This is a genomic window from Paracoccus sp. UBA889 (assembly GCA_002294185.1).
Taxonomy (GTDB): domain Bacteria; phylum Pseudomonadota; class Alphaproteobacteria; order Rhodobacterales; family Rhodobacteraceae; genus Paracoccus.
Window position 1 is genome coordinate 1 of the sequence record DBFD01000008.1, and the last position, 12,236, is coordinate 12,236.

At 66.2% G+C, this 12,236-nt stretch carries 13 protein-coding genes, 1 tRNA gene and 1 riboswitch; of the genes, 8 read left to right on the forward strand and 6 right to left on the reverse strand.

The features are described 5' to 3' along the window. The 3 genes from B4L36_RS01015 to nrdH form a co-directional block, all read right to left on the reverse strand. Window positions 1-978, reverse strand: a 978-nt coding sequence (locus B4L36_RS01015; RefSeq protein ID WP_292951000.1) for a ribonucleotide reductase N-terminal alpha domain-containing protein, incomplete at its 3' end; no start/stop codon positions are given. Then, window positions 963-1,376 (reverse strand): class Ib ribonucleoside-diphosphate reductase assembly flavoprotein NrdI, encoded by a 414-nt coding sequence (gene nrdI / locus B4L36_RS01020; protein WP_292951002.1) that lies wholly within the window; start codon window positions 1,374-1,376, stop codon window positions 963-965. The genes B4L36_RS01015 and nrdI, both read right to left, overlap by 16 nt. Before the next feature lie 7 nt (window positions 1,377-1,383). Beyond that, window positions 1,384-1,605, reverse strand: a complete 222-nt coding sequence (gene nrdH / locus B4L36_RS01025) for a glutaredoxin-like protein NrdH (protein WP_292951004.1) — start codon at window positions 1,603-1,605, stop codon at window positions 1,384-1,386. 91 nt (window positions 1,606-1,696) lie between these two features. Next, window positions 1,697-1,882: riboswitch (cobalamin riboswitch) on the reverse strand. 208 nt (window positions 1,883-2,090) lie between these two features. Here nrdH and B4L36_RS01030 point away from each other — a divergent pair. Both B4L36_RS01030 and tdh read left to right on the forward strand, forming a co-directional pair. Continuing rightward, the gene (locus tag B4L36_RS01030; protein ID WP_292951006.1) at window positions 2,091-3,275 is read left to right on the forward strand and encodes a glycine C-acetyltransferase; all 1,185 of its coding nucleotides are present in this window, start codon (window positions 2,091-2,093) and stop codon (window positions 3,273-3,275) included. A gap of 8 nt (window positions 3,276-3,283) precedes the next feature. Then, on the forward strand, window positions 3,284-4,315 hold the full coding sequence (gene tdh, locus B4L36_RS01035) for an L-threonine 3-dehydrogenase (RefSeq protein ID WP_292951022.1): 1,032 nt from the start codon (window positions 3,284-3,286) through the stop codon (window positions 4,313-4,315). A gap of 17 nt (window positions 4,316-4,332) precedes the next feature. On the opposite strand, the gene B4L36_RS01040 is transcribed toward tdh, so the two are convergent. Further along, a tRNA-Arg gene (locus B4L36_RS01040) sits at window positions 4,333-4,409 on the reverse strand. Window positions 4,410-4,515: 106 nt separating this feature from the next. Here B4L36_RS01040 and B4L36_RS01045 point away from each other — a divergent pair. The 5 genes from B4L36_RS01045 (at window position 4,516) to B4L36_RS01065 (ending at window position 9,336) form a co-directional block, all read left to right on the forward strand. Next, window positions 4,516-5,553: a LacI family DNA-binding transcriptional regulator gene (locus B4L36_RS01045; RefSeq protein WP_292951008.1), complete on the forward strand. Its 1,038-nt coding sequence runs from the start codon at window positions 4,516-4,518 to the stop codon at window positions 5,551-5,553. 111 nt (window positions 5,554-5,664) lie between these two features. Then, window positions 5,665-6,396, forward strand: a complete 732-nt coding sequence (locus B4L36_RS01050; RefSeq protein WP_088663590.1) for a glycosyltransferase family 2 protein — start codon at window positions 5,665-5,667, stop codon at window positions 6,394-6,396. After that, window positions 6,393-6,701 carry a lipid-A-disaccharide synthase N-terminal domain-containing protein gene (locus B4L36_RS01055; RefSeq protein WP_088663589.1) on the forward strand — a complete coding sequence of 103 codons (309 nt, stop codon included), beginning with the start codon at window positions 6,393-6,395 and terminating at the stop codon, window positions 6,699-6,701. Before B4L36_RS01050 ends, B4L36_RS01055 begins: the two co-directional genes overlap by 4 nt. A gap of 4 nt (window positions 6,702-6,705) precedes the next feature. After that, entirely contained in the window at window positions 6,706-8,628 is a 1,923-nt protein-coding gene (locus B4L36_RS01060) for an ArnT family glycosyltransferase (protein ID WP_292951015.1), read from the forward strand. 105 nt (window positions 8,629-8,733) lie between these two features. Further along, window positions 8,734-9,336 (forward strand): LolA family protein, encoded by a 603-nt coding sequence (locus B4L36_RS01065; protein ID WP_088663587.1) that lies wholly within the window; start codon window positions 8,734-8,736, stop codon window positions 9,334-9,336. An 84-nt stretch (window positions 9,337-9,420) separates the two neighbouring features. Here the strand turns inward: B4L36_RS01065 and B4L36_RS01070 are convergent, their stop codons facing one another. Next, the gene (locus B4L36_RS01070) at window positions 9,421-10,002 is read right to left on the reverse strand and encodes a lytic transglycosylase (RefSeq protein ID WP_088663586.1); all 582 of its coding nucleotides are present in this window, start codon (window positions 10,000-10,002) and stop codon (window positions 9,421-9,423) included. 251 nt (window positions 10,003-10,253) lie between these two features. Between B4L36_RS01070 and hspQ the strand changes: the two genes are divergently transcribed. Beyond that, complete coding sequence (gene hspQ, locus B4L36_RS01075; RefSeq protein ID WP_088663585.1) at window positions 10,254-10,580, forward strand: heat shock protein HspQ; 327 nt, start codon at window positions 10,254-10,256, stop codon at window positions 10,578-10,580. A gap of 186 nt (window positions 10,581-10,766) precedes the next feature. Here the strand turns inward: hspQ and B4L36_RS01080 are convergent. After that, window positions 10,767-12,236, reverse strand: a 1,470-nt coding sequence (locus B4L36_RS01080) for a gamma-glutamyltransferase family protein (protein ID WP_292951020.1), incomplete at its 5' end; no start/stop codon positions are given.

Consider the following 12,236-nt stretch of genomic DNA (forward strand, 5'->3'; position numbering starts at 1 on the left):
ATATTTCTGCGTCACCGGAATGTCCGAGAAGGGCACGCCATAGACCCGCTGGATGTCGTGGGGAGAGAACAGATACATATCCTCGTTGCGCTTGGCCAGATCGAATGTGATGTCGGGGATCACCACGCCCAGGGACAGCGTCTTGATGCGGATCTTCTCATCCGCATTTTCGCGTTTGGTGTCCAGGAAGCGCAGGATGTCGGGGTGATGCGCGTTCAGATAGACCGCGCCCGCGCCCTGCCGCGCGCCAAGCTGGTTGGCATAGCTGAAACTGTCCTCCAGCAGCTTCATCACCGGAATGATGCCCGAGGACTGGTTCTCGATGCCCTTGATCGGCGCGCCGGATTCGCGGATATTGGTCAGCATCAGCGCCACGCCGCCGCCGCGCTTGCTGAGTTGCAGCGAGGAATTGATCGCGCGGCCGATGGATTCCATGTTGTCCTCGACCCGCAGCAGAAAACACGAGATCAGCTCGCCCCGCGACGCCTTGCCGGCGTTCAGGAAAGTCGGCGTGGCGGGCTGGAACCGGCCTGACAGCATTTCGTCCATGAAGCGCATGGCCAGCGCCTCGTCCCCCCGCGCCAGGGTCAGCGCGACCATCACCACGCGATCCTCGTAGCGTTCCAGATAGCGCTGCCCGTCGCGGGTCTTCAGCGTGTAGCTGGTGTAGTATTTCAACGCGCCCAGAAAGGTCGGAAAGCGGAACTTGCGCGCATAGGCGGCGTCCCAGATCGCGCGCTGGAAATCGCGGGAATACCGGTCCAGCACGGCGGCTTCGTAATAGCCCTCATCGACCAGATAGCCCAGCTTTTCGTCCAGCGAATGAAAGAAGACCGTGTTCTGGTTCACATGCTGCAGGAAATATTGCCGCGCGGCCATGCGGTCGGCCTCGAACCGGATCCGCCCGTCCGCGTCATACAGATTCAGCATCGCGTTCAGCGCATGATAGTCGAGATCGGGTTTTACGGTGTCAAGCATTCCAGTCCCATGATGTTGTCCAGCCCCGCGCGGACGCGGATCAGATCGGTTTCGGTTCCCGCCAGCTCGAATCGATACAGCACCGGAACCTGGCATTTCTCCGAGATGACGCGGGCCGCCAGGGCGAATGTTGCGCCGAAATTGCGATTGCCCGCGCCGATGACGCCGCGCAGGCCCGCGCGGCGGCCCGGATCGTTCAGAAAGCGGATCACCTGCCTGGGCACCGCGCCCCGCCCCTCGCCATCCGCGAAAGTCGGGCAGATCAGGACATAGGGCCGGGCCGGGGCGGGCATGTCGCTGTCCGGACGGATCGGGATACGTTCCGCCGCCAGCCCCAGCCCGGCAACGAACCGCGCGGTATTGCCCGAGGCCGAGGAATAATAGACCAGCCCGGCCACCTGCGCCTCAGGACAGGCGGCCGATCATGTCGGGCCGGAAGCCCGCCCAGTGATCCTCGCCCGCGATCACCACCGGCGCTTGACGATAGCCAAGTGCGGTAACGCGCTGCATCGCATCCTCGTCCTCGGTCAGGTCGATGACGCTGTAATCCAGCCCCCGCGCATCCAGCGCGCGGGTCGTGGCGGTGCATTGCACGCAGGCGGGTTTGGAATAAACGGTGATGGTCATGGTCTTGCCCTCTGTTCCTGTTTTCCGGACCGAGAGTGACGGGCAGGCAGGGCGCATGGCCGGACCTACGCCGCCGGACCCACCGTCCGGTGTCGTTGTCGTCGCCATGGCAGGTCTCCTGGCTTGCGGCTTTCGCCCGACTGGCCTTCCCGGATCGCTCCAGTGGCATCATCAGCCGTGCAGGCCGCTTACAGTTGCGGGGGCAGCGCAGGACTTTCACCGGCTTCCCTTTTCACCCCTGACGCGAGTCAGGGACACCATAGCCACATCACTTAGCCATGTCCGGGGCCGGGGCGTCAATATCTTGTGTGGATCCGATGGAAAATAAATTCCTGACCTCCGGGGCAGCGATCAGGCCGCGGCGTCGCCGGGCTTTCGGCAATTCCGGCCTATATGGCAAATCTCGACTTTTCGCGCTAGGCATCCGCACGACAATGCCCGGATCACCGGGCGCAGAACGGCGCCTTGGCCGAAGGAAGCGCGACATGACCCTGACCGATCGTCTGACCGCCGAACTGGACCAGATCCGCAAGGACGGGCTTTTCAAGGACGAGCGCGTCATCACCTCGATGCAGTCGGGCCGGATCGAGGTCGGGGCCGGCCGCACCGTGCTGAATTTCTGCGCCAACAATTACCTGGGCCTGGCCGACCATCCCGAGTTGATCGCCGCCGGCCATGCGGCGCTGGACCGCTATGGCTACGGCATGGCCTCGGTCCGCTTCATCTGTGGCACGCAAGAGGAACACAAGGCACTGGAATCGCGCATCGCGGCTTTTCTGGGGGCCGAGGACGCGATCCTCTATTCCTCGTGTTTCGACGCCAATACCGGCCTGTTCGAGACGATCCTCGGGCCCGAGGACGCGATCATCTCGGACGCGCTGAACCATGCCTCGATCATCGACGGGGTCCGGCTGTGCAAGGCGCGCCGGCTGCGCTATGCCAACAACGACATGGCCGGACTGGAAGCGCGGCTGATCGAGGCCGGCGATGCCCGCAACCGGGTGATCGTCACCGACGGCGTGTTTTCGATGGATGGCGTGATCGCCGATCTGCCCGCGATCTGCGATCTGGCCGAACGCCATGACGCAACGGTCGTGGTCGATGACAGCCACGCGGTCGGGCTGACCGGGCCCGGCGGGCGCGGCACGCCGGCGCTGCACGGGGTCGCGGACCGGGTGGCGATCCTGACCGGCACGCTGGGCAAGGCGCTTGGCGGCGCTTCGGGCGGCTATGTCGCGGGGCCTGCGCCGGTGATCCAGATGTTGCGGCAACGCTCTCGGCCCTATCTGTTTTCGAACACGCTGGCGCCGGTGATTGCGGGGGCCTCGCTGACGGCACTGGATCTGATCGAGGCGGGCGAGGATCTGCGCGCGCGCCTGAACGGCAACGCCGAACGTTTCCGGGCCGAGATGGGGGCGGCCGGGTTCACGCTGGCCGGGGCCGGCCATCCGATCATCCCGGTCATGCTGGGCGAGGCGCATCTGGCGGGCGAATTCGCGGCGGCGATGATGCGCCGCGGGGTCTATGTCACCGCCTTCTCGTTTCCCGTCGTGCCGCGCGGGCAGGCGCGCATCCGCACCCAGATGTCGGCTGCCCACGGCAAGGCGGACCTGGACCGGGCCATCGCGGCCTTCATCGCGACCGGCCGCGACCTGAAGGTGATCCGATGAGCAACATGATGAAGGCGCTGGTCAAGGCGCGGCCCGAACCGGGATTGTGGATGGAACAGGTGCCGGTCCCCGAACCCGGTCCCGGCGAGGTGCTGATCCGCGTCGGCAAAAGCGCGATCTGCGGCACCGACGTGCATATCTGGAACTGGGATGCCTGGGCGGCGCAGACCGTTCCCGTGCCGCTGGTCACCGGCCATGAATTTTCCGGCGTGATCGCCGATACCGGCAGCGCGGTGACAGGCTTCCGCCCCGGCCAGCGCGTTTCGGGAGAGGGGCACATCACCTGCGGGGCCTGCCGCAATTGCCGCGCCGGACGCGGGCATCTGTGTCGCAACACGCTGGGGGTGGGCGTGCAGCGGGCGGGATCCTTCGCCGAATATCTGTGCCTGCCCGAAAGCAACGTGGTGCCGATACCCGACGACATCCCCGACGAGATCGCGGCGATCTTCGACCCATTCGGCAATGCCGTTCACACCGCGCTCAGCTTCGATTGCGTGGGCGAGGACGTGCTGGTCACGGGCGCGGGCCCGATCGGGATCATGGGGGCGCTGGTGGCGCGGCGGGCGGGCGCCCGCAAGGTCGTCATCACCGACATCAATCCATCCCGGCTGGATCTTGCCCGCAGGATGGGGCTGGATCAGGCGATCGACCCGTCCCGCGAGGATCTGCGCAAGGTGATGGCCGGGCTGGGCATGACCGAGGGATTCGATATCGGCCTGGAAATGTCGGGCGCGGCCCCGGCCTTCCGGCAGATGATCGACGTGATGAACAATGGCGGCAAGATCGCGATCCTGGGCATCGCGCCGACCGGGTTCGAGATCGACTGGAACAAGGTGATCTTCAAGATGCTGAACCTGAAAGGCATCTATGGCCGCGAGATGTACGAGACCTGGTACAAGATGATCGGGCTGGTCCAGGCCGGCTTGGATCTTGCGCCGCTGATCACCCACCGCCTGCCGATCGACGATTTCGAGACCGGGTTCGCGGCGATGCGATCGGGCGAATCCGGCAAGGTCGTGCTGGATTGGGGGCAGGGCTGAAACCTGTCGGAAATCGCTGGTGACCCCGGCAGGATTCGAACCTGCAACCTGCCCCTTAGGAGGGGGCTGCTCTATCCAGTTGAGCCACGGGGCCGCCGTGCAGCCCTTTTGACCGCATGAGGGCGCCTTGGCAAGGTTGTCGGGGCACGAGTCGTCCGCTAACATTCCCGATCATCCCTGTCGCCCGGAACAGCGCCGCCATGACGACCCTTCGCCCACGACGCCCCCTGACCCTGCGCGACGTGTCCGAGGCATCGGGGGTCTCGGAGATGACGGTCAGCCGGGTGCTGCGCAATCGCGGCGACGTTTCCGCCGCGACGCGCGAAAAGGTGCTGACCGCCGCGAAGACGCTGGGATACGTGCCCAACAAGATTGCCGGCGGGCTGGCCAGCCAGCGCGTCAATCTGGTCGCGGTGGTCATCCCGTCGCTGTCGAACCTCGTCTTTCCCGATGTGCTGGGCGGCATCTCGGCCGAGCTTGACGATACCGGACTGCAACCCGTGATCGGGGTGACCAATTATTCGCCCGCGCGCGAGGAAATGGTGCTCTACGACATGCTGTCCTGGCGGCCCTCGGGCGTGATCCTCGCGGGGCTGGAACACAGCGCCGCGGCACGTGCCATGCTGACCAGTTCCGGCATCCCGGTGGTCGAGATCATGGATACCGACGGCGACGGCATCGACACGATCGTCGGCATCTCGCACAAGCGCGCAGGCCGGGAAATGGCCCGGCGGATCGTGGCCGCGGGCTATCGCCGGATCGGTTTCGTGGGCACCCACATGCCCGAGGATCACCGCGCCCGCAAAAGGCTGGTCGGTTTCGAAGAGGGGCTGGCGGCGGCGGGCGTTCCGCTGGAGGCGCGGGAATATTATCAGGGCGGATCGTCGCTGCTGAAGGGGCGTGAACTGACCGAACGGATCCTGACCCGCGCGCCGAATCTGGATTTCCTTTATTATTCCAACGACATGATCGGCGCGGGCGGGCTGTTGCACTGCATGACCCACGGGATCGCCGTGCCGGGCCGGATCGGGCTTGCCGGGTTCAACGGGATGGAAATCGTCGATGGCTTCCCGCTGCGGCTGGCTACGATGGACAGTTGCCGGCTGGAAATCGGGCGCGAGGCCGCGCGCATCATCGCCGAACATGCCGATGCGGCAGGCACCCCCGGCGCGGGGGCGGGCGAACGGATCGAGCTGCAACCCACGTTGTCGCTGGGCGACACCTTACGTCGCGGATGAGCGCACGGGGTTGGTATTCCGGCGCCCAGTGGTGTCTAAGGCGGGCGTGCGGGACCGCTTCCGCGCCGCAGACGTTCCAACGGCAAAGGCAACAGCCATGATGGGTCGGTCATGACACAGGTTTCCGTGGTGATCCCGATGCGCAACGAGGCGCCGAACCTCGCCCCCGTCGTGGGCGGTATTCTGGAGGCCTGTGCCGGGCTCGACGCGTTTGAGGTGATCGTCGTCGATGACGGCTCCACCGACGAAACCGCCACCCTTGCCCGCGACATGATCGTCGCCGACCCCCGCATCCGGCTGATCCGCCACCAGCAAAGCGCGGGCCAAAGCGCCGCGATCCATTCCGGCGTGCTGGCCGCCCGCGCGCCCGTGATCTGCATGCTCGACGGCGACGGTCAGAACCCGCCTGCCGAACTGCCAAAACTCTTTACCCCGCTGCTTGACGACACGACCGGGCGTCTCGGCCTCGTCGCCGGGCAGCGTGTGGACCGCCAAGACAGCCGGTCCAAGCTCTGGGCCTCGCGGCTGGCCAATGGGCTGCGCGGGCGGATCCTCAGCGACGGCACCCGCGACACTGGCTGCGGGCTCAAAGGCTTCCGCCGCGATGCGTTTCTGTCGCTGCCCTATTTCGACCATATGCACCGCTACCTGCCCGCGCTTTTCGCGCGCGAAGGCTGGGACATCCGGCATGTCGATGTGTCCCACCGCGAACGTCACGCGGGCAATTCCAAATACACCAACCTGCGCCGCGCGCTTGTCGGCGTGCCGGACCTGCTGGCGGTGGCATGGCTGATCAAGCGCCGGAAAAAGGCGTCGGGCACCGAATGGAGGCCGGATCAATGACGGCACAGATCTTCGACTGGCTGCATGTCGGCAATTGGCGCGAATTCTGGTGGGTCATCATCGGGCTGGCCGGGCAGCTGATGTTCACCGCGCGGTTCCTCGTGCAATGGCTGGCCTCCGAGAAGGCGGGCGAGTCGGTCGTGCCGGTCTATTTTTGGTATTTCTCCCTCGCCGGGGGGGCCACGCTGCTGACCTATGCGCTCTATCGGGCCGATCCGGTGTTTGTGCTGGGCCAGTCGATGGGGCTGCTGATCTATGCCCGCAATCTGTGGCTGATCCACACCAGCAACCAGCGCGAAGCCTGATCCGATGACGCCCCACCGCCCTTCCGCGCCCTGGGCGGGGCGCTGCGCGTGGGTGATTGGCGCGATCCTGCTGCTGCGGCTCGTCGGGCTGTGGCTGGACCGCACCGATCTGTATGTCGACGAGGCGCAATACTGGCTCTGGGGTCAGGATCTTGCCTTTGGCTATTATTCCAAGCCGCCGATGATCGGCTGGCTGCTGCGCGCGGTCACCGATCTGGCGGGCAGCGACGCGGCATTCTGGGTGCGCTTGCCCGCCATTGCGCTGCATGGGGTGACGGCGGCGCTGCTGGCCGCGATCACCGCCCGCCACATCGCGCCGCGCGCCGCGCCTTGGGTCGCGGCGGCCTATCTGACGCTGCCGCTGGTGACGGTCGGAAGCTACATGATCTCCACCGACAGCGTGATGTTCCCGTTCCTTGCGCTGGCGCTGCTGGCGTGGCTGCGGCTGGCCGAAGGCGGCGGCCGCCGCTGGGCCCTGACAGCCGGGCTGGCCCTGGGCGGGGGGGTGATGTCGAAATACGCCGCCGTCTACTACCTGATCCTGTTGCTGCCCGCGCTGGTCTTCATCCCGGCGATCCGGGTGCCGTGGCGCCGCGCGGCGCTGGCGCTGATGGGCTTTGCGCTGGCCATCGCCCCCAACGTGGCGTGGAATATCGCCAATGGCCTGACCACCCTGCGCCACACACTGGACAACGCCGACTGGGTCAACGACCCCGCCGCCAAGGCCACGCTGAACTTTGCCGGGCTGGCGGAATTCGCCGCCGCGCAATTCGTCGTCTTTGGCCCCGCCTTCCTCGGCGCGCTGCTTTGGCTGGCCGTGCGGCCCAACGCGCGCCGCAACGGACAGTCCGACACGCACGTCACCTCGCACCCCGACGCGCATGTTACCGCACACCCCGAGGCACACCTCGCCACGCACCCCGGCGCACAGCCCAAACCGCGCACGCACCCCGGCCCGTCCGCGCAATCCGATCCGCACCTAGGCCAGCACTCCGGCCAGCACGCTACCCCGGACGCGCCGCAGCGCCCCGACCCGAACGCGGTAGCAAGCCTGCCCGCAGAGACCCGGCACAGCACCCCCGTGGCGTCCCGCCGCGCCCGCCTGCCCTTGCGCGGTGTCGTGCTGTGGCTGTCGCTGCCGATCATCGCGCTGGTCTGTGTGCAGGCGCTTTTGAACCAAGCCTACGCGAACTGGGCCGCCGCCGCCTATGTCGCCGCGCCGCTGGCGGTGGTGCCGTGGCTGCTGCTGCGCGCGCGCTGGCTGCTGGTGGCCAGCCTCGTGCTGCATGGCAGCTTCGCCGTTGTCGTGCCCGTGGCCGCTCATTACGCGCCGACCCTGCGCCTTGGGGCGGATGCGCCGCTGCTGATGGCGCGCTGGCTGGGCCGGGCCGAGATGAGCGCCACCATCACCGCCCGCGCCCGCGCGCTCCCCGTGAGCGCGATTGTCGCCGACGACCGCGATGTGCTGGCCGATCTTTTCTACCGCGCCCGCGGCGATTTCCCGCGCGCAGCAGATCGCTTCCCCGGCCCATCCAACACCGCCGACACCCCCAGCCCATCCAACAATGCCGACACCCCCAGCCCATCCAACACCACCGGCGCGCACGGCTCAGCCGACACGTCCGGCTCAGCCGATACGCCCGCCATCTCCGGCCTGTCCGACCGGGCGGCGACACAACCCGCGCGCGCCCTGCCCGTCTGGGCCGAACCAGAACGTGGCCGCGCGCCCAATCACTATGTCCAAAGTTTCCCCTATCCCGGCGCGGCGGACAGCCGCGTGCTGCTGGTCACCCGGTCGAAACGCGCGCCTAATGGCTGCGATGCCACTGCCGCTGGCGTGATCGACCCGGACGAAGGCGCCTATGCCAAGCGCACAATGCGCCTGTTCGTGGTGGATGGCACCTGCTGGGACGGCATCGCGCGCTAGGCCTCCCTGCCCCGCCACGCTACGGCCGATGTGTTACAATCCGCTTACCTGCTTGTGAAAAAACTCGATATGTGCGGATCGGATTTGCGATCTATATCTCAAATCATGAAAACGCTACGCATCCTACTCATCCCCGCTCTCTGGCTTGGCCTGAGCCTGCCCGCGCTTGCGCAGCAGCTGTCGCTTGGTGCCATGTCCAATTACCTCAACAGCTTCCAGACGGCACAGGGTGAGTTCACCCAGATCAACGCCGATGGGACCATCTCCACTGGTCAGCTCTACCTCAAGCGGCCGGGTCGGATGCGGTTTGAATATGCCGCGCCCGACAACAGCCTCGTGATGGCTGGCGGTCAGCAGGTCGCGGTGTTCGATGGCAAATCCAACACCGGGCCAGAGCAATACCCCCTCTCGCGCACACCGCTGTCGATCATCCTTGCCCAGAATGTCGACTTCTCGCGCTCTGGCATGGTCACCGGCCATACCAGCGACGGCAAGACCACGACCATCACCGCGCAAGACCCCGCGCATCCCGAATACGGCAACATCCAGCTAAAGTTCACGGCCAATCCCGTCGAGCTGCGCCAGTGGATCGTGACCGATGACAGCGGCACCAAAACGACTGTCGTCCTTGGCGATCTTCGCAAAGGCGTGAACCTCGGCTCGACCATGTTCAACATCGTTCAGGAAACCCAGCGCCGCGGCGGCTAACCCCCGGCCTTATGGAGGAGACAGGAAAACGCCCGGCGCGCAGATGCGGCCGGGCGTTTTTCGTGTCTCGCGGCTGTGGCGGACTTAGATCTTGCGGCACCGCTTGAGCTGCGCGTTGTAGAGCGTCGCGCGGTCGCCCACCGAACGCGCCACCCGCACCAGCCACGGCTTGGCGTTGTAGCTGGCGCGCGCGTAGCCGGTGTGGCCTTCGTGATAGGCCAGATATTGCCGCTCCGCGTCCCATAGCGGGATGCCGTTCCGCTCCCGCGTTTTGTTCATGTACCAGCCCATGAAATCGGTCGCGTCCTGAATGCGGTCCCGCTTTGCGCGGTGGCTGGCGTTCTCGTCGCGATATTCGTCCCATGTGGCATCGAGCGCCTGCGCATAGCCAAAGGCGGAGCTTTGCCGCCCCATGGGAATCACGCCGACCACGAATTGCAGCGGCGTGCGCGCATCGCCCACGAATTTCGATTCCTGATAGATGGTGGCCATCTGCACCGCCACCGGGACGCCCCAGCGCCGTTCGGTGGATTTCATGGCCCGCAGATATTCTGGCCGTTCGTTCACGATATCGCAGGCGTCGTCGAGGTTGCGCGGCGGCACGGAACTGCCTCCCCCGCAGCCCGCAAGGACCGCCAGGATCGCGATGCAAAGGAATTTACGCATCACTGCCCCATTTTCTTGTTACTGCTCGTTCTTGGTATTTGGCCTTGAGGATAAGCGAAAACCCCTCACAGGAAAACCGCCCTTGATCGCGGGCCGATCACGATTGTTTCAGGGCACGGAACCTTGGCGCCCATCCCGCGCGGCCTACTGTCAGCGCTTGCTTCACACAGTGTTTCGTGGCGTTCACGGGGCGGCGCATGGACTTTTGCCCTTGTCTTCCCCTAGTGAGGTATGATGAACGACGCATCCAGATGCTGAAGAGCCGCGCCAAATATCACCTTGGGCAAATTGTCCGCCACCGCAAACATCCGTTTCGCGGTGTCGTCTTTGACGTGGATGCGACGTTTTCCAACACCGAGGAATGGTATGAATCCATTCCCGAAGACAGCCGCCCGTCGCGCGAACAGCCGTTCTACCATCTGCTGGCCGAGAACGATCAAAGCTATTACGTCGCCTATGTGTCGGAACAGAACCTTGTGCCCGACTATTCCGGCGAGCCGGTCGATCACCCGGATCTGGCAGAACTGTTCGGCGATCTGGAAGACGGGTTCTACCCGATGCAGTTTCAGCTGAACTGATCGCTGCCCGGCGCTCGATTTATCGGTGCCCCCGTGCTGACACAGACCTGCTGATCCAGACTTGCTGACCCCCGCGCGCGAACCCCCGTCCGCCAATCCCCGCCTGCCGCCCGGCATAGCGGCCCCAGCCCACGGCACGGGCGCGCGGGGGCAGGCGATCCACAGAACCGCCCGCCCCTTGGATGGTTAGTAGCCCAGCGCCATGCCGTCCTTGCGCGGGTCCGACGCGCCTTCCAGAACATCGCCCCCGTCATTAAGCCGGATCGCCTGCGCGCCGCCGATGGGCCGGTCCGGCACCGTCACCTTATGCCCCAGCTTCAGCAGCGCGGCGCGGGTGGCCTCCGGATAGCCGGTTTCCAGTTCCAGCACCCCCTCGGATGCAAAGGCCCGCGGCGCGTCCAGCGCGCTTTGCGGGTCCAGCCCGTAATCCGCGATGTTGGACGCGAACCGCGCGTGCCCCGCCGCCTGATACTGACCGCCCATCACGCCGAACGGCATCAGCAGCCGCCCCTCCTGCCGGATCATGCCGGGCAGGATCGTGTGCATCGGGCGCTTGCCCGGCGCGGCCTCGTTCGGGTGGCCCTCGGTGATCGAGAACCCCGCCCCGCGATTGTGCATCAACAGCCCGAATTTCTCGGTGCCAATGCCGGAGCCAAAGCTGTTGAAGATCGAATAGATCAGCGACACCGCCATGCGGTCCTTATCCACCACCGTCAGATAGACGGTATCGCGGTGCACCTCTTCGGAAATGCGGGCCGCGTCGGGCATCACCCGGTCGGGCGCGATCAGCGCGGCCAGCTTGTCGGCCAGCCCATCGGCCTGCAACCGGGTCACCGGGTCCATGTGGTCGGGATCGGTCACGAAGCGGTCGCGCGCGTCATAGGCCAGCTTCGTGGCCTCGGCCTCGATATGGGTGCGCTCAGGCCCCCACGGATCCATCGACGCCAGATCGAACCGCTCAAGGATCGCCGCCAGCAGCAGCGCCGCCGTGCCCTGCCCGTTGGGCTGATGCTCCACGATCTCCAGCCCGCGATAGCCGCCGGAAATGGGGGTGGTCCATTCCGGCTGCACACCCGCGAAATCCTCCAGCGTGTGGCTGCCGCCCGCCGCGCGCAGCGCGTTGACCATGTCTTCGGCAACCTCGCCCTGATAAAACCCGGCATGGCCGTCGCGCACGATGCGGCGCAGCACCTCGCCTTGCCCCGGCGCGCGGAACAGCTCGCCCGCCCGCAGCGCGCGCCCGTCCTTCAGGTAGTGCTGGCGTGCGACGCCTTGCAGCCGGTCGGTGGACAGCCCCATATCCAGCGCCACGCGGGGCGCGACCGGCACGCCTTCGTCGGCATAGCGGATCGCGGGGGCGAACACCTCCGCCAGATCCATCCGCCCGAACCGCTCCGACAGCGCAAGAAAGCCCGACACCGCCCCCGGCAGCGTCACCGCATGGGCCGATGTCACCGGCATCACGCTGTGCCCCTCGGCGCGGATCGCCGCCGCATCCAGCCCCGCAGGCCCGCGCCCTGACGCGTTCAGCCCGATGATTTCTTCGGTGCCTGCGGGCTTCACCAGCGCGAAACAGTCGCCGCCAAAGCCGGTCATCGGCGGCTCGCACAGCGACAGGATCGCCGCCGCACCCAAAGCCGCATCCACCGCCGATCC

What these genes read in the sequence shown, in the direction of transcription:
- B4L36_RS01030 (WP_292951006.1), top strand. Translation starts at nt 2,091, where the DNA reads ATGACCCTGACCGATCGTCTGACCGCCGAACTGGACCAGATCCGCAAG.
- B4L36_RS01065 (WP_088663587.1), top strand. Translation starts at nt 8,734, where the DNA reads ATGAAAACGCTACGCATCCTACTCATCCCCGCTCTCTGGCTTGGCCTG.
- hspQ (WP_088663585.1), top strand. Translation starts at nt 10,254, where the DNA reads ATGCTGAAGAGCCGCGCCAAATATCACCTTGGGCAAATTGTCCGCCAC.
- nrdH (WP_292951004.1), bottom strand. Translation starts at nt 1,605, where the DNA reads ATGACCATCACCGTTTATTCCAAACCCGCCTGCGTGCAATGCACCGCC.
- B4L36_RS01070 (WP_088663586.1), bottom strand. Translation starts at nt 10,002, where the DNA reads ATGCGTAAATTCCTTTGCATCGCGATCCTGGCGGTCCTTGCGGGCTGC.
- B4L36_RS01045 (WP_292951008.1), top strand. Translation starts at nt 4,516, where the DNA reads ATGACGACCCTTCGCCCACGACGCCCCCTGACCCTGCGCGACGTGTCC.
- B4L36_RS01050 (WP_088663590.1), top strand. Translation starts at nt 5,665, where the DNA reads ATGACACAGGTTTCCGTGGTGATCCCGATGCGCAACGAGGCGCCGAAC.
- tdh (WP_292951022.1), top strand. Translation starts at nt 3,284, where the DNA reads ATGAAGGCGCTGGTCAAGGCGCGGCCCGAACCGGGATTGTGGATGGAA.
- B4L36_RS01060 (WP_292951015.1), top strand. Translation starts at nt 6,706, where the DNA reads ATGACGCCCCACCGCCCTTCCGCGCCCTGGGCGGGGCGCTGCGCGTGG.
- B4L36_RS01055 (WP_088663589.1), top strand. Translation starts at nt 6,393, where the DNA reads ATGACGGCACAGATCTTCGACTGGCTGCATGTCGGCAATTGGCGCGAA.